The organism is Prevotella sp. kh1p2 (assembly GCF_900111525.1).
GTDB lineage: Bacteria > Bacteroidota > Bacteroidia > Bacteroidales > Bacteroidaceae > Prevotella.
Window position 1 is genome coordinate 41,572 of sequence record NZ_FOHY01000004.1, and the last position, 16,500, is coordinate 58,071.

Consider the following 16,500-nt stretch of genomic DNA (forward strand, 5'->3'; position numbering starts at 1 on the left):
CAAAATAAAAATACCAAATAGTATGTTTTAATTGGTATTTTTAATCGTCGACAGGTTTTTTAGGTTTTATTCACAAAACACACAATGGATACGCCCTTCCATGCCCTTTCATCAGTTGTTTGCCTTATAAACAACTTGAAGGCCATAGGCTTTCGCGAAGATTTCCCCTAACTGTTTTACGAAGAAGTTCCGTATCTCATCTTCGCTTACCGGTTTTCCGATTGTATTCGAATAATCAGTCAGCATACTTTTCTCATGCTCCAATGCCGCATTCATTTTCGCGCAGAACCCGGCATATACCTTAACCCCCTGAGACATAATATTGAGCAAAGCCTTGTCAGCATGTGGTTCGCCAAAGTCCATTTGAATAATGTTGCGAACCCTCTCAAATGGGGTTGAGTAAAAATCCCAAAGCGAGGAGTCTGTCCTCCAGCCTGCAATCTCGAGGTTATCAATGGAGTTGAAAACTGAAAAGAAGAAACTGTCGATAACATCATTGAACAGTTCGTGCTTGTCACGGAAGAAATAAAATATAGCTCCTCTTGTCCTTCCCGTAGCCTTCTCTATCTGTTCAATGGTTATGGATTCACAGTTATAGGTAAACATAAGCTGATATGTCTTCCTTAAAATCTCATTTTTTGTACCCAGTTCCTTACCCATAATAAAAGTGTGGGAAACAATCGCCCAAAGTGCAGGCCGTGGAAAAAGCCATCGGAAAGACGAAAGTCCCCACACCATATTATGCGTACGGCGGTAGACTTCACATCGTCAGTCCTTCCTTTTGAAATTTTCCACATTTACACTTTGGAAGACGATTATGAATCCTCTAAAATTTCTGCAAAAATAAGTTTTTTTCTTGAGAAATCAAAATAAATCTGATGATTTTATGGTTTCTTCTGCCTTTTTCAGTGTCAACAGACCCTGAGCAGGACCGTACCATAGGAAAATCTCCCGCTTTCAGGAACGAGCAGAAGGATTCGGTCCCCCTTTTCCAACGGCTTTGTCCTGACAAGTTCATCCAGGGCTGCATAAGCAGACACACTTCCTATATTGCCTACCGTTGGAAGGTTGGTGAACCATCTCTCCGTGGGGAGGTCTACACCTTTTTCCTTCAACGAGTCCGCCAGTCTGCCATAGAAATACATGGAAGAAATGTGCGGGATCACATAACGGACGCTTTCAGGGTCGAGGTGATGTCTGCCTAAGGCATCTTTGACGGATTCGGCGAAATAGGGAACTCCGAATTCATTGAGCAGTTTGACATTCTGCTTGATACACCAGACAGAGCGTTCGCCAATATCCTTGGCAGAAAATTCCTTCCAACTCTGGAAACGCCCTTCTGGAGTATAGTCAGCCCACATATACATGCAGGCAGGTTGCCGGTTGGCATACGATACCGTGTCCACCCATTTTATTTCAAGTGATTTCTCGCCTGCGGGGCGGTCTGACAGGAATACGGCAGCGGCACCGTCCGACAGCATGAAGCGGAGAAAGTCCTTTTCAAAAGCCAGTATGGGATTTTGCTCCATTTGTATCAGTTTGCTGTACTCCTCCTCGAAGAACTTTGACAACATCAGGGGGGAAACCAACTCGGATGTACTGCATACGGCATTTCGGGAATTCCCGCTGGCAACGGACATGAAGGCCGTCTTCAAGGCCGCTACACCGCTCAGGCATACACCTGCAAGGGAGAAAGTCTCCAAGGGATAATCGAATGCCTCCCCATGGACCATGGAGGCCTGAGAAGGAAGCATCTGGTCCGGGGTTGAGGATCCGCATGTGAGTACCTCCACACGTTCTTTTCCCATGCCACGCAGCAGGGTCCTGATGGCTTCTGCGGCCATACGCGCATTTGTATGCGTGATCTGTCCTGATTTATCCAAGGCATAATAGCGTGTCTTGATGCCATTCTGTCTTAGGATGATGTTTTTCACCCGTGACGGCTTGCCGCCAACTTTTCCAAGGTAATCCTCCATCTCATCGTTCCCCACCGGAAAATTGGGGAGGAACGAAGCGGTTTTCGTAATAAATACTTGATTGCTCATTTTTGCTACATAATGATTAGTATGTTCGCAAATATAGCAATAATATCATAAAGACAAAAGAAAAAAGAGAATTATTTCAGCACTTTATATAAATTATGCATCTGCTGGCGGAGGCAGACGACATCCAGCCCATTTGTAAGGGAGTCCAGAAAAGACTGACCATAGAAAACATTTGTAAATGTGCGTGCCATGCTCATTATGTCAATTCCTGCCCGTATCTCCTTGTCCTCTATGGCCTTGTGCAATACGGAGATCCATTTGCTCAGTTCGTTGTTCCTGTAAACGAGATACTTTTCTCTTAAGTCAGGGAAGTGCCTGGATATTTGCATGACAAGGTAAATATAGGCTCTGTTGCTCGTACCGTCAGGAATATCTCCAAGTATGCCCTGCAGCTGCATTATCGTGTATTCAACACCGTCCACATAGGCATCGATGAATGTCCCAAGACTGCCATATTCTTTCAGGGCCATCTTGTTCTCTATATTCTGAGTTTCCACCACAAAGGTATCCAGAACTTTCCTAAACAAATCCATTTTGCTATCAGCATAATAGAAGATGGCACCTCGAGTCATTCCCGAGGCTTTCTCAATATCAGAAATCGAAACGCCGTTAAAATCATTGAGAATGAAAAGCCGGAAAGCAGCCCTGTACAATTGTTCCTTGTGACTTTTGCGCATTTTTTTCTTGTTTTACTCGCAAAAGTAAGAAAATAAAAGGTTTATTGCAAATAATTTTGTACCTTTGTATAACATACCGTATGGTTTCTATTAGGGGGGCGGGAAAGAATGGCAGAGTGCGAATGTGGAATTTCAATTCTAAGGAAACCATTCGCCCGCCCCTTTCCGGTATCTATACGCCCAGCCTGCTGCCATAGCCTACATTTCTGGCCAGCACACTGACTGTAGCCTTTTGTTCTTTGTTTTCCACATGTCCTTCTGATTCTCCTTTATCATGCACATCCGGAAAGGGCTGAGCCAGTTCCAACTGTATCTTTCTGTCCAGAGCGGCAAGTTCCGACTTCAGTTCTTTCAGTTCCTCTTCTTTCTTCCATACCTTGGCCACAATCGGCTGCATCTGCCTGATTTTTTGTTCCAGTGCTTCCGTTCTTTCCCTGTACTGCGACAGCGTGGCAGGTATATGCTCCAACGCACGGAGGGGATTCCTCGCGGCGGCCTCCTTGTCGGACTTCGCCAGCTGTCCGTAGTTGTGCTGGTACTTGTAGTTGCCCTCTACGGAAAAACGGTTCTGTGTCAGTTCCAGTCCATCGCTCAACACCCGTTCTGTCGTCACACGGACATTAAAGCCATAGATCTCACCGATGACCTGCGGCACGCCGCCCGTATTGGCCTTTTGGTCTATCTCCTGCAATTTCGCGCCGATAGTCTTCTCGTCATGGGAATCGAAGCCGTTGATATGAAGTGCGTTGATGTAATTGCCTTCCTTGTCGGTCTTGGCTGCAGCAGAGAACCTCTGCCAGTCCTCGGACATCTTCTCAATCACCACCTTATTATATATAACCGTGTCGGTCATTTCCCGGAGCTTGCCCTCGGTTTCATGTCTGGCACGGTTGAAGGACTTGCGCTCGCTTTCCAATGCGGCCACTTTCTTCTCCAGACGTGCCTTGTCGAGCAGGTCGGTATTGCCCGACAGGATGGCCATGTACTCGGAGAAGTTCATGCCCGACTTCTCGTCCATGCTTCCCTCGTCAATGGTACGCGCGCCCATCGCTCCCGATTTAAGCTGGGAGATGAAGGTCTGCTTGCAGTGCAACAGGTTGAACTTGTAGCTGTCGAGCGACTTTTCCACGGCATAGATGATGACATCGACCCTGTTGTCGGCATAGAGCTTGGCTATCTCATTGCCTTTTCGCACGGCACGCCCGTCGCGCTGCTCCAGATCGGACGGTCGCCACGGCGTGTCTAAATGATGCACGGCCACGGCCCGCTTCTGTGCGTTCACGCCCGTGCCGAGCATGGAGGTGGAACCGAACAGCACCCGCACAGAACCCTCGTTCATGGCCTCAATCACCGCACGCTTCCCCTTGTCGCTCTTGAACTCCTGTATGAAGCGTATCTCGTAGGCAGGAATGCCGTAGTCCTCCGTGAGCTTGCGCTTGATTTCGCTGTAAACACTCCACTGCCCGGGCTGATAGGTACCCAAGTCTGAGAAGACGAACTGTGTTCCCTTCTGCGCGTCGTACTTCCTGTAATACTCCGCGATCATCCTTGCGCAATGGCTTGCCTTGTTGTCGGGATGGTCGCCATACTTCTCCGGGTCTATCATCCGCATATCAAGCGCCATCTTTCGGGCATAGTCGGTGGCGATGAGCATCTTTGCCTTTTCCTCCGACTCCGAAAGCCTTTCACGGCCGAGTATCGTGGCATCCCCGGATTTTGCGAACTCCATGAGTTTCTGGATGAACACCTCCTGATCCGGCGTAGGCGGAATGTTGTGCAGGATCTCGTTCTTCTCCGGGCGGACGACGCCCACTTCCTCCGCCGTGCGGTAATCGGTTATCTCATTGTAGAACGCCGCCAGCTCCGGCACCTTGATGAAATAGCGGAAGCGCTCCTTCTGTATGATGTTGTTCGTCACGGAGAACTCGAAGTCCGTCGTCTTCTTGGCAAAGATGGCCGCCCATGCGTCGAAGCAGCGTATGTCCTGCCGTTCAAGTTCCTTGGGACGGAGGTACTTGAAGAGCAGGTACAGCTCCGTGAGCGAGTTGCTGATGGTCGTTCCCGACAGGAAGGTCGCCCCTAAATCCCTGCCCGTGCGCTCCTGTATGGTGCGGATGGCAAAGAGCATGTTGAGGGCTTTCTGGCTGCCCTCCGCGTTGCCGAGTCCTGCCACACGGTCGTGGCGGGTGTTGAACATGAGGTTCTTGAACTGGTGGCTCTCGTCCACGAAGATGTGGTCGATGCCCATTTCCGCGAAATCCACCACGTCATCCTTCCGGCTGTTGATGTCGTTCTCTATCTTCTCCAGTTTTGCCATGAGGTTGTGCTTGCGCTTCTCCAGTCCCTTCAGCATGGAGTTGGATATGTTCCTGCCCTGCCGTCTGAGCACCTCAAGGTTTTCCTCCACCGTGTCGAGCTCTCCCTGCAGGATACGCTGCTGCATTTCCGGCGACTGGGGTATCTTGCCGAACTGGTCGTGCGACATGATGACACAGTCATAGTCGTTGTTCTTCATGTTGTTGAAGAAACGCACGCGGTTGCCCGTGGAGAAGTCCCTCTCCGAGGCGTAGAGGATTCTCGCGTTGGGATATGCCGTCCTGTAGGTTGTCGCAATCTCCGCCACATTCGCCTTCAGGCCGATGATCATCGGCTTGTGGGCCAGCGAGAGCCGTTTCATCTCATGCGCCGCAATGCACATGATGAGCGTCTTTCCCGTTCCGACGGCATGGTCCGCTATGCCGCCGCCGTTCTGCTTGAGCATCCAGATGCAGTCCTTCTGGCTCGGATAGACCGAGGATATGCCGTACTTCCGGCCAAGGGCCTTCAGGTCAAGGTCCGGAAAAGTCTGGTGCGAGCCGTCATACCGGGGGCGCACAAAACAGTTGAACTTGCGGTTGTACATGTCCGCCAGCCTGTCCTTGAACTCCTGCGACTGCGCCTCCAGCCATTCCGTGAAACCGTTCCTTATCTCGTCTATCTTGCTGTTGGCAAGCTGTATGCCCTCCGCGTCGCGCACCTTGATGTCGTTGCCGTTGTCGTCCTTGCCGATGCTCTTCATCATGTTGGGAACGGTGTTGTGCAGGGCATGCTTCAGGAGCGATATGCCGTCATAGTTGCGGTAATATCCCTTCACATGGTAATCCTCGTATATTTTCATCGTCCTCTGCGAGCACTCCGCGGAGAACTCGTCAAGTGTCGGGGAGTAGCCGATGGTAACATCCGTCTCATAGAGATGGGACATGTAGGCGGAGAACACTCCAGTGGGTATCCACCGCTCGCCGAAGTTGAAGTCGAGGTCGGCAAACGGGATGGGCTCGGGTACGGCATCCCTCAATGCCGCAAGTGCCTCGTCCACACGGGAATCCTTCCCATTTTCACCCTGCCACCGCTCGATGTCCTCTATCTTGGCTATCACATTGCCCGCGATGAAGCGGTCGCTGACCTCGTATGTCCCGGCAAGCGGATTGAAGTACACCCGCCCTTTGAGGTCGGAGAGCAGTTCCTCCTCCGTTTTCTCCGTGAGGGACTGCATGTATGCAAGATTGACCTTCCCATACAGGTTGAGGGACATGGACAGCGCCTCTTCCGCACTGTCCGTATGGAGCGTTTCCTGCGTGGAAAAAGAAACGGGGTGGTCAAAGATGTCCGCCTTGACGAACTTTCCGTCTTCCTCACGCTCCAAGGCAAGGATATTGCGCCCACCCGCGTCCATGAGTATCAGGCCCACGTTCTGTCTTGCATTCAGGTTGCCGTAGCGCAGCACGAACTCATCATAGTAGGTGTTCAGGTTGGAGCGCATGGGCTTGTGTTCCTCCTGTCTCTCCGCCTCGTAGGCGTAGAGCTGCTCGTAGGCGTCCCTGACATGAATGTATGCAAGGGACTTCTCGCGTTGCAGACCCTGCAGGTCGAGCGGCTTGAAGACGGCCCCATAGGGAGTTACATCCTTCAGGACTCCGACCTGATAGCCATATTCCAGCGTGTATTCCTGTATCATGGAACCCTCCCTGTAATGCGGCCGCAGTTTCTGCTGTAAGGGACGTTCCCTGAGCATTTCCTCTTTCCGACGCTGTTCTTCCTCTTCCGATTCTCTGTGAGGGAGAACCGTTTCCGGCTCAGTTGGCAGAGGTCTGGAGGTATCCGTGTCTGTTGGTTCCTCCGTGGCCGGCTCTCGACCGTCCAGCATCATCTGCGGTTCCCTGCTTCTCATCCCGCTCGGAATGAAGGCCGGGTCCAGTGTGTCCTTCTGTCCCGTCTGCTTCAGCTGTTCCTGCCTGTGCCACTCGGCCTCGTAACGTAGGGCAATACGCTTCTCAGGTGTCAGGCCCATCATCACCTCATAGAAGCCGTTGATGGGGGGATTGTCCTCCCAGTTGATGGAAGCGTACAGGTCATCGGGATGTGCCCGGACGTCCTCGTCATCCCTTGCGGTTTCCTGTCTCGCTTGCGCTGCCTTTACATTTCCCTGCTCAATAATCTTGACGGCCGGGCTTTTTCCTTTTTTCTTTCTTGTCTTTTCACCCTTATCATGGGAACGCCGTTTCCTGCCTTTGGATGAAAAAGCCTCTTTGCGCTCTTCCTCGGTGAACTCCCACAGGTCGAAGAGAGAAAGCACGGGCGTGGGCGAAGGCTCCGCTTCGGCTGCCGGCTTGGGGTTTTCTTCTGCACTTAGCGGTTCATCTTGTGAAATGGAGTCCGTCACGGCTGGAGATGATGCAGTCTGCATAGTCCGTGGACTTTCTGTCTTCCCAATGCCTTCATACCTGTCGATATTCAACTTTGTCAATATATGTTTGGCAAGCAGGGGCCGGAGATCATGGGCTATGCCGCTGACACCTCCCTCATGCAGGTAAATCATGGCAGGCTTGCCGTAAGGGTCGGTGTCAAGCTGCGCCTTTGTGTGGATGACGCACTCAGGATGCTTCATGAAATACTCATTGTCCGCTACCCGGCCGTTTCCGCCCTTCATGCTGTGGAGCAGGAACTGCTCGTCCTGAGTCAGGTCGGTCTTCGTGCTGTTCTTCTGCAAGACAAGGAGATCGCACCCGACTTCCGTATTGGCAATTTCCACAAAGAGGTTGTTAGGCATGCGGATGGCAGAGACAAGGTCGGCATTCCGTAGCATCATGTGGCGCGTGGCACTGTTGCCATCGCTGTTCAGTATGCCCTGCGGCACGATGAACGCAACGAGTCCTCCGTCCCGCACCGCGTCAAGCCCCTTCAGGCAGAAATAGTTATGGATTTTCTTTGCCGCTGCCCTGCGGTCAGGAGTGCCCCTGTCGAATTCCGGGTCAAAGACTGCCACATCGCCGAATGGGATGTTCGATACGGCAAGGTCAAAATGGTCAAGGAATGGCTTTTCTATCTTCTCGAATCCCTGTATGCGGATTTTCTGCTCGGGATGAAGAAGCGCCAGCAGTTTGCCCGTGATGAGGTCCTTCTCGAAGGCCATAATGTCAGCCTCGGGATGATGTTCCATCACGGCATCCACAAACGCGCCGCGCCCTGCGGAGGGTTCAAGGACTTTCTTGGGGGAAATGCCGTTCTCTTTCAGCACGCGGCTGATGGTGCCGGCTATCTCATCCGGGGTGTAGAAAGCCGTCAGCACGGATGACTTCAGGCTGTCCATGTAGCGTTTGTATTGCAGGGGAGAGTCACTGTTGTCCCTGATAAGCCTGTGCAGCTCCACCGTAGGGGCGAAGAGCTCAAGGTCGGATTTCACCCAATGGACGGCATCGGCCAGATTCTCGGCCGGGCAGAGGATGCACTTGAGTCCGCCGAAGCCACAGTAGGCTTCCAATATTTGGCACTCGTCCGCCGTAGGCCTGCGTCCCTCACGTTCCAAATCGAACATGAGCCTGATAGCCTCCATGTTGCCCGCGAGCCTTGCCTTTCTGTTATATGCTGCCATAGTCCCTGATGTAAAGTGCGACGGCACCGGTAAGCTCGGCATACAGATTCTCATAGTCCTCTCCGGACTCAAAGTCCCCGTCCCCTATATCGTATATGGAGAAAACGCTGTCAAGGAGCGGCAGGAGCCTTGCCGTGAAGGCTTCCCTTCTTGGGACAGGAATTTCACGCTCAAACTCCTGCTCAACGATGGTATGGAGCATTGAGTAAGGGGACAGGTGCAGGCCTCTGGTGAGTTCCTGCATGGCAAGTTCCTGCGATCCGAAGACCGAACAGCCTTCCCTGCGGGAATGCTCGAAGACTTCTGCGGCAAGCATGGCACGCTCTTGGATGAAGTCCATGTCGGAAGCCTGCCGGAAATGGTTTTCCGTAAGGTATCTTTGCAGATAGAGACCATAGTACGAAAGGTCGGTGGGTTGTTTTCTTTTCTTCATTGGGTGATGGATTTAGCTGGTGTTTGAATACAATGATGGGGGACATATGAAAAAAGCACTCCGGGTATCCCTCCCGAAGTGCCACCACTAAATCCACTGCAAAGTGTATTTCCAGAAAGAAAACGACCCATGCAGGTGAACCAGTGGCGAAGGTACAGATTATTTTTCTTTTCTCGGTCTTCTCCCCCTGTTTTTCGTATCAGGGAACACAAATTTCACATTGAAATCCCCGTCGAGCATGAGACAGGCATCAAAGGACTTGCCCTGCTTGTTCCTGAAGCCTTTAAGCAGGCCGGTCTTTCCTGTTTCCAACAGCTGGACGGCCTCTCCCTCGGAAAGTGTCCTGCCGGCTATCTGCCTGAAAAGGGGCAGCCCGCATTCGGCATTGTCGCATTTGACGACCTTGCCGTAGAAGCGCATCCTTCCGGTCTTGCACTTCGGGCAGCGGCACCCGCTCTCCTTTCCCCGGAAGAGCTTGTCCGAGGCAAGCAGGTCTGCCGTCACCTTTTTGGTGTACTCCCTGATTTCAAGCATAAACGCATCATCGCCGAGGTCTCCCTTTTCTATCCTTGCAAGTTCGGCCTCCCACCGTCCCGTCAGTTCCACATTGGCAATGTCCATGTCCTTGACGACGGAATAAAGGGCAAGGCCCTTCTCTGTCGGTACAAGGCTTGCCTTGACCCTATACATGAGCTCCCTGCCAAGCAGGGTCTCGATGATGGATGCCCTTGTGGCAGGAGTGCCGATGCCGCAGTCCTTCAATGCCTGCCGCAGTTTCTCGTCCTCAATCTCCTTGCCTGCTGTCTCCATCGCGGCAAGGAGGCTTGCCTCCGTATGCAGGGACTTGGGCTTGGTCTTGCCCTCCGTGATGGAACAGGCGGAAAGGGTAACGGTCTCACCTTCCTTCCAGTCGGGAAGGATGGTGTCTTCCTGTTCCTCCTGACAGACGCCTCGCCAGCCGGCCTGCCTGACGACGCTTCCCCTTGCGGTGAACCTCACGTTCCCGCACTCCGCCTCGATGACCGTCGTATCCTTGATACAGCATTCGGAGAAAGCCTCTGCCATGCGTCCCGCAATCATGCGGTAAACCGTCAGGTCTTTCTTGAAAATGCCTATGGGAGGCTGTCCCGTAATGAGAAGGGCGTGATGGTCGCTGACCTTACTGTTGTCCACACAGGTGCGGGAAAGCTCGGTGAGACCGCAGACTGAGCGACCGAAAACATCGTCCTTTTTCAGCTTGTCAAGGAGCTGGGGAATCTCGGCAAACACATCCTCCGGTATATAACGGCTGCCGGTGCGGGGATAGGTGATGAGTTTCGCCTCGTAGAGCTTCTGGGCTATGGACAGGGTCTCATCCGCCGTAAGGCCGTGTTTGCTGTTGGCCTCCCTCTGAAGGGTCGTGAGGTCATAGAGAAGTGGACTGTCCTCTCTCTTCTCTTTTTTCTGTACGCGGGTGATCCGGGCACTGCGCGCATCCTTGATTTCTCCGTAGAGTCTCTCCGCCATGTCCTTGTCTTTCCATTTCTCTTCGGAGGAAAACTTTACAGGTGTTCCAAGGGTACTGTCTGCCGCAATGTGCAGTTGCCAGAAAGCTTCCGGGACAAAGCGGCGGTTTTCCCAATAGCGTGAGCAGACCATCGCAAGCGTCGGTGTCTGGACGCGTCCGACGGAATAGGTCCCCGTTCCTGCCGCAATGCTCAGGGCCTGCGTCCCGTTGATGCCCACCAGCCAGTCGGCTTCGCTGCGGGCTTTGGCGGCGAGGTAGAGATTGTCATAGCCTGCCCCGTCTTCCAGATGGGCCAGTCCCGCACGGATGGCCTTGTCCGTAAGGGAGCTGATCCACAGGCGGTCGAAGGGTTTATGACAGTCTGTATAGGAATAGAGATTTCTGAAGATAAGTTCGCCCTCACGTCCGGCATCGGTCGCCACGATAATACGCTCGCTTTGGTCAAAAAGCCGCTTGATGATGCCTATCTGTCTGACCGTTCCGGCATCGGGCTTGTATCCTTTGTCCGTTCGCCCCTGTCGGGCAACGAGCTTGAACTGCCGGGGAATGATGGGGAGGGAGGCGCGGCTGAAGCCCTTGATGCCGTATTCCTCGGGCAGGGCAAGCTGTACGAGATGCCCGAATGCCCATGTCACGGCATAGCCGTTGCCGGTATAGTAGCCGTCTTCCTTCTTGCGGGCATCCACGATACGGGCGATTTCACGGGCTACGCTCGGTTTTTCTGCAATAATCGTTTTCATTTTGTTTTCCTGTTGTCTTGTTCTTTTCAATGTCTGGGATAAGTGGATTCAGTGGTGGCATATGCCGTGTTATTTACATGCCGATGCCTTTGGATTTTTTGGCGGAAGGTTTCCTCGCCTCCTGCCGGCTCTGCTCCTGTCCGTCTTTGGGAGCTACCTGTCCTTTCTGTAAGGGCTCCTGCACATGCTTGGTCGCCTCGTTGGTCTTGCCTTCGTCATTGACGGCGACCTGTGTGCGGCTTTCGTTGGAAGGCGCGACTCTCTGTGCCTCGTCGGGATTCTTGCTGTGCGTAAAGGGCCTTCCCTTTTCCATGTTGAATTTCAAGTACATCGTACATGGCTGTCCCTGCTTGTCAAGGACGTTCTCCAGCTTGACGGTCTTCCCCTGCCGGTAGTCTTGTTTCTGCTGGTCCGTGAAGTTGATGTTCTTCCATTTGCTGATGGGGCGTATCTTGCCGTCTTCGGTCGTCCAGCGGTTTTCACGCTCGCGGGGCTGCACGGCCTTCTGTTCTCCCGTTCCATCCTGTTTCTGTGTCTGGGAGTCCTTGACGCTCCGGCTTGTTCCGGGAACGAACTCCGCTCCCCGCTGTTCCACATTGACCTGCAAAGTCACCGTGAACTTCCGCCCGTTTTCAAGTTCGATGAGTTTGTCCTTCAGCGGGGCGCCGGTAAGCAGCAGGCTCTTTTCCGTCTCCGACAGGACGGACTTGCCGATGGTGTCGCGGAGGTGTACCTTGCTCACGGCAATGTCGGTGATCTCGTTGGTCAGGCGGTCAATGCTGATGAAGGACGGCTTGACCTCGCCGGTCTCCCTGTCGACAAGATCGACGATGCGTCCGAGATTGCCCGTCGTCTTCAGGTTGCGTTTGTCGTCCTCGGAGAACTGGTGTCCCTTGTATTCAAGATCAAGGTTGGCTTCCTTACGAATAAGATGAAGGTCAAGCTTGACCTGCCCGTCGGGCCGTGGCACGAATGAAAGGCGTGCGGCTGTCTCCATAGGCACGCCCTCGAACTCAGGGGTTATCCTTACCAGACCGGACTTGCCGTAGTTCAGCATTTTCCTGAGATCTCCGGATTTCTCCAGAGCCTCCCGGCTGATGCCGAGTTGTGTTTCCAGCTGTTTCCAGTCAATCCGGCTTTCGTCGATGGGTTGATAGCCGTTCTTCTTTTCCTGTGCTCTCTCTTGGACGGTGGCGGTCTCCTGCTGTGCCCCGTCCTGCGTTGTCTTTTCTTTCATGTCCTGTGAATTTGATGTTTGTTCTTGTTTCACCGCTTGCTCATAAGGTGCGGTATCTACCTTGTGTGGGGAAAGGAGGTCCTTGTTTCCTTTCGGGTCCTTCAGAAGTTCTTTCATGACGCCTAAGAGCTGTTCGGCCTGCTCGGCCGCGAGGCGGTAGAACCCAAAGCGGGTGGGCTCCCTGCATTGCCGGAGGAAATTCATCATGAAATTGTCGAGCATGTCGCCGGACTTGTCGAATTTCAGGAACTCATTGAAGTGTTCCTGCCTGGGAGGCACCCTCTTGGGGTAGCCCTTGCTGTCAAGCCCGGCCACCACGCTGACCTCACCGGTCTTCTCGTCACGGACTACAAGCACGTCCTGCTGTTTGGTTTTCTTTTCCATGTCATAACGGTTTTATGGATGATACATAAGCTCACTTCAGTAGAAGGTCATTGTTGAAGTCCCTGATATGGGCGGCAATGAATGCCCGGACATCACGGACTTTGTAATAGATTTTGTGATGGAGCATCCTGTAGGGTAGATGCCCTTCGCTGCGGTAGCGTTGCAGGCTCCGCTTGCTGACCTGAAGCAACAGGCACAGGTCCTGATTGTCAAGCAGCCGTTCCTCGCCCTCGAAAAGGTCTTTCGCACTGCCTGCCACCTCCGTTTCCGTTTCTGTGTTTCTGGCATTGGTAAGAAGACTGAGACCTTCGTCAATGTTGTCAAGGCGTTCTGCAATGAGGGCAGTCCAGCGCTCGAATGTGGCCTTGTCAAGTAATTCACTCATGGCAGATGTCTTTTGAGATGGTTGCCTGCTGTACGCAGTTTCAGGTTTGCTGCAAGTTCATCAAGACTTGCGGGGGAACTCCGGACGCTTCCGCTGTCAATGACGCGGCGTACCTCGTTCATGTGATAACGGCAGCAGCCGTGGACCATGCAGTAAGCGATAAGCCCCTCTGTCCGCATCCGTTGGAGGGTGCGCATGCTGACATGGAGCATCGTTGCCACCTCTCTGCTGCTCAGCATGGGTTCGGGGACCATGTCATAGCCTTTGGCATGTGCTTTGATGAACGATGAGATTTCTTCAATACGCCCCACGATTTCGTGGTAGGCGCGGCTGTCGATTGTGATTACTTCCATCGGTGTTGCTTTTGGTTCTGTGCAAAAATAGGATGTATCTTTCTGACGGACACGGTGCTCACGCGTGAGCACCGTGAGATTTTTCCCGTTTTTTCCTCATTTTCGTGGGAAGGCCCTCTGATAATGGCTGTCAAGGAGCTCTTTTATGTCGCTTTCGCGGTACAGTACCTTCCCGCCGATACGGACATAGGAAAGCAGTCCCTCATTGCGGTATTCCTGCAAGGTCCTGCGGCTCACGTGCAGCAGGAACGACAGTTCCCTGTCCGTGAAATACCGCTCTCCCTTCAGCATGGGCTGGTAGCACTTCATGAAGCGGGAGAGTTTATGGCTGCTCCGCTTCATGGAGTCCAGGGCTCCCGCAATGGGTTCGCCGTGCTCTGTGAATATGTTTTCCTTCATGGCTTCAGGATTTGGTCGGTTTGTCTTGTGCAAGGCACGTTTCCGGAGTCTGTGCTTTTACATTCTTCCATGAAACGCCTGATGTCATCCTCACGGTAATAGAACTTGCGGTTTACCTGTGAGCAGCCGATCAGGTGGGCATCCCGCAGGCGTTGCAGCTTGCGGGGCGATATGCGCATACGGCGGCAGGCATCCTCACTGTCAAGCCAGACGTTCATGGCCTGCCCTTCATTTTTGTCGCAGAGCTTGTCTATACCCGCCGACAGGTCCTGAATATGGGAAAGGAGCGACTCGAATGCTTTCTTTTCAATGATGACAACTTCCATTTTATGCTGTTTTTACGGTTTGATGGATGCAAAAATAGACAATGAACCATGTTCCTCAATGCCTTTGCTTCAAGGTGGCAGCATGTGGCATCCAAATGGTAGCAAGTGGCACTTTGGAAGTGGACCGAAAAATACGAAAAACGGGAAGACCGTTCTGGACTTCCCGCTTACACATTATACAATAGGTGAGTGCTCTTCAGCATCCTGTTCCATGTCCGATGGACACGAAGACAGACATCATGTCGCATTCTTTTTGGAGGACTTTCCCTGCCAGCCATCTCCTGAACATAGCGGCATGTCCGCTCTGGATCCTGAAGGAAACGGCCAACACCGTTTCCGTATCATATACCTCTTCCAGCAGGCCGTTTTCAAGGATTTCGGCGCCCACTCTCACCGGCAAGCCGTCTTTCCTTGTTTCCCTGATGCCCTTTCGTATGAGGCCGACGGTGGTATGGAACAGTTCGGCCAGTTCATGTTCCGTCATACGGATCTGACAGCCCGTCATGCGGACGGCACTGCCCTCAAAATAAAAACAATCCCTGTGTTTCATCTTTTCCTCCTTCCTTTAGAATGTACCTGCCGTGAAGCATTTGTTCAGGCCGGAGAGCTTGGCTGAAAGGCTGTCCATCTCACTGCCCAGCTTCTCGTTGGTTATCTTCGCATAGACCTGCGTACTCCGGATGCACTTGTGCCCCAGTACGCGGCTCACGCTCTCCAAAGGCATGCCGTTGGAAAGGCATACGACCGTCGCCATCGTGTGGCGGGCCATGTGCCATGTGAGATGCTTATCAATGGAGCATTTCTTGGCGACCGTTCTGAGAATATCCTTGCAGGAGTCATAAGGCAGCGCGGGAAACAGCCGGCCGTCCTCGCAGAGTCCCCTGTATTTCTCCACGATACGATGTGGGATGTCGAGCAGTTTCACGTTTACTTCCACACCTGTCTTTTTACGGTAGGTATGTATCCAGAGACTTCCGTCAAGGGGATTGGAGATGATGTTCTCTTCCTTCAGACGTGCCATATCAATGAAGGCAAGTCCCGTAAAGGTGCAGAAAAGGAACAAGTCCCGGATAAGCGTGCGTTTGTAATTCATCTTGGGGGCTTCTATGAGCAGCCTGATTTCGTCCTGCGTAAGGTAGCCCTTCTCCACGTCTTCCGTCTCTATCATATAGTTCGGGAATGGATAGCGGGAAATCCAGCCCTCTTCCTGTGCCTTGTGCATGAGCATGCGGGGAGGGAAAGTATAGAGCCACACCGTGTTCTGCTTGAGTTTTCGCTCGTGCAGGTAGGCCTCAAAGTCCTCCATGAAGGAGGACGGGACTTCCCTCAGGGACATGTCGCTGACATGGTAGCGCACTTGCAGGAAACGGCACAGATGGCCATATACGGCCCTGTACTTCTGTTCGGTGGCTTTGGATTTCATGCCGCATGACACTTTTCTGGAATAGTCCTCAAGGAAGTCCTCGTAGAGTTTCATGAGGGTATGGCTGTGGCTGTCTATTCCCTGAAAGGCGTTGCGGACCTTCTCGGCAGTGACGAAATTGTCCCTGTCCATGATACTGTGGTAATGGCAGGTGATGCTTGCACGAATCTTGTCCAGCGTGCGGTTTACTTCACGGGAGGCCACGCTCTTGCCGATGGCATGACCGCCCTTGGATTCCCAGAGACGGGCATCGATGGAAATCTTGCAGCTGAACTGTGACCGGGTTCCGTCGACGGTAATCCTGCCCATGATGGGGGATGTGCCGTCCTTACTGACCTTTGCTTTCTTCAGATAGAAGATGACTGAAAATGTACTCTTCATTGCTTTAATTGTTTTGTTTGCAAAATTATTCAATGCAGAGTCATTCGCTACACGGCAAATCATAGAGGAATGAAGAAAAGCAATCCAAGGGGGCACGAAATGATGATATTTTTATGGCCATCAGGAGGCTATCTCACCATTTATCCGTATCTTTACACCATGTCCAGAATGGAGGACATGGTTACGATTTGGTTACGGAACTTTGTCCTAAGTAGGCTTTTCCAAGACATGAATTGACATTTGCGCCTTTCTTCAAAAGTTACATAAGACATTGAATTACAACCGTATCGCTATGTTTTTCC

Annotated in this window: 13 protein-coding genes; all 13 read right to left on the reverse strand. The window is 52.4% G+C overall.

What is annotated here, in order from left to right; all coding sequences use genetic code 11:
* Positions 1–111 precede the first annotated feature (111 nt).
* Positions 112–660, reverse strand: coding sequence for a TetR/AcrR family transcriptional regulator (locus tag BMW31_RS03545; RefSeq protein WP_177166264.1), 549 nt, complete (start codon positions 658–660; stop codon positions 112–114).
* Between the two features lie 251 nt (positions 661–911).
* Complete coding sequence (locus tag BMW31_RS03550) at positions 912–2,045, reverse strand: beta-ketoacyl-ACP synthase III (protein WP_091821107.1); 1,134 nt, start codon at positions 2,043–2,045, stop codon at positions 912–914.
* A gap of 71 nt (positions 2,046–2,116) precedes the next feature.
* Positions 2,117–2,722: a TetR/AcrR family transcriptional regulator gene (locus tag BMW31_RS03555; protein ID WP_091821109.1), complete on the reverse strand. Its 606-nt coding sequence runs from the start codon at positions 2,720–2,722 to the stop codon at positions 2,117–2,119.
* 172 nt (positions 2,723–2,894) lie between these two features.
* Positions 2,895–8,630 carry an N-6 DNA methylase gene (locus BMW31_RS03560; RefSeq protein WP_091821111.1) on the reverse strand — a complete coding sequence of 1,912 codons (5,736 nt, stop codon included), beginning with the start codon at positions 8,628–8,630 and terminating at the stop codon, positions 2,895–2,897.
* Entirely contained in the window at positions 8,617–9,063 is a 447-nt protein-coding gene (locus BMW31_RS03565) for a DUF1896 family protein (protein WP_091821113.1), read from the reverse strand. The genes BMW31_RS03560 and BMW31_RS03565 overlap by 14 nt, the downstream gene beginning before the upstream one ends.
* 159 nt (positions 9,064–9,222) lie before the next feature.
* Complete coding sequence (locus BMW31_RS03570) at positions 9,223–11,310, reverse strand: type IA DNA topoisomerase (protein WP_091821115.1); 2,088 nt, start codon at positions 11,308–11,310, stop codon at positions 9,223–9,225.
* Between the two features lie 73 nt (positions 11,311–11,383).
* Positions 11,384–12,931: a DUF4099 domain-containing protein gene (locus tag BMW31_RS03575; protein WP_091821117.1), complete on the reverse strand. Its 1,548-nt coding sequence runs from the start codon at positions 12,929–12,931 to the stop codon at positions 11,384–11,386.
* Positions 12,932–12,962: 31 nt separating this feature from the next.
* A complete protein-coding gene (locus BMW31_RS03580; protein ID WP_091821120.1) occupies positions 12,963–13,316 on the reverse strand; it encodes a helix-turn-helix domain-containing protein in 354 nt (117 codons plus the stop codon).
* Complete coding sequence (locus BMW31_RS03585; protein ID WP_091821123.1) at positions 13,313–13,669, reverse strand: helix-turn-helix domain-containing protein; 357 nt, start codon at positions 13,667–13,669, stop codon at positions 13,313–13,315. The genes BMW31_RS03580 and BMW31_RS03585 overlap by 4 nt, the downstream gene beginning before the upstream one ends.
* Positions 13,670–13,765: 96 nt before the next feature.
* A complete protein-coding gene (locus BMW31_RS03590) occupies positions 13,766–14,068 on the reverse strand; it encodes a helix-turn-helix domain-containing protein (protein WP_091821126.1) in 303 nt (100 codons plus the stop codon).
* Positions 14,065–14,394, reverse strand: coding sequence for a helix-turn-helix domain-containing protein (locus BMW31_RS03595; protein WP_091821129.1), 330 nt, complete (start codon positions 14,392–14,394; stop codon positions 14,065–14,067). Before BMW31_RS03595 ends, BMW31_RS03590 begins: the two co-directional genes overlap by 4 nt.
* 196 nt (positions 14,395–14,590) lie before the next feature.
* Positions 14,591–14,878 carry a hypothetical protein gene (locus BMW31_RS03600; RefSeq protein WP_143049141.1) on the reverse strand — a complete coding sequence of 96 codons (288 nt, stop codon included), beginning with the start codon at positions 14,876–14,878 and terminating at the stop codon, positions 14,591–14,593.
* An 81-nt stretch (positions 14,879–14,959) separates the two neighbouring features.
* Positions 14,960–16,198, reverse strand: coding sequence for a site-specific integrase (locus BMW31_RS03605; protein ID WP_091821135.1), 1,239 nt, complete (start codon positions 16,196–16,198; stop codon positions 14,960–14,962).
* Between the last annotated feature and the right edge of the window lie 302 nt (positions 16,199–16,500).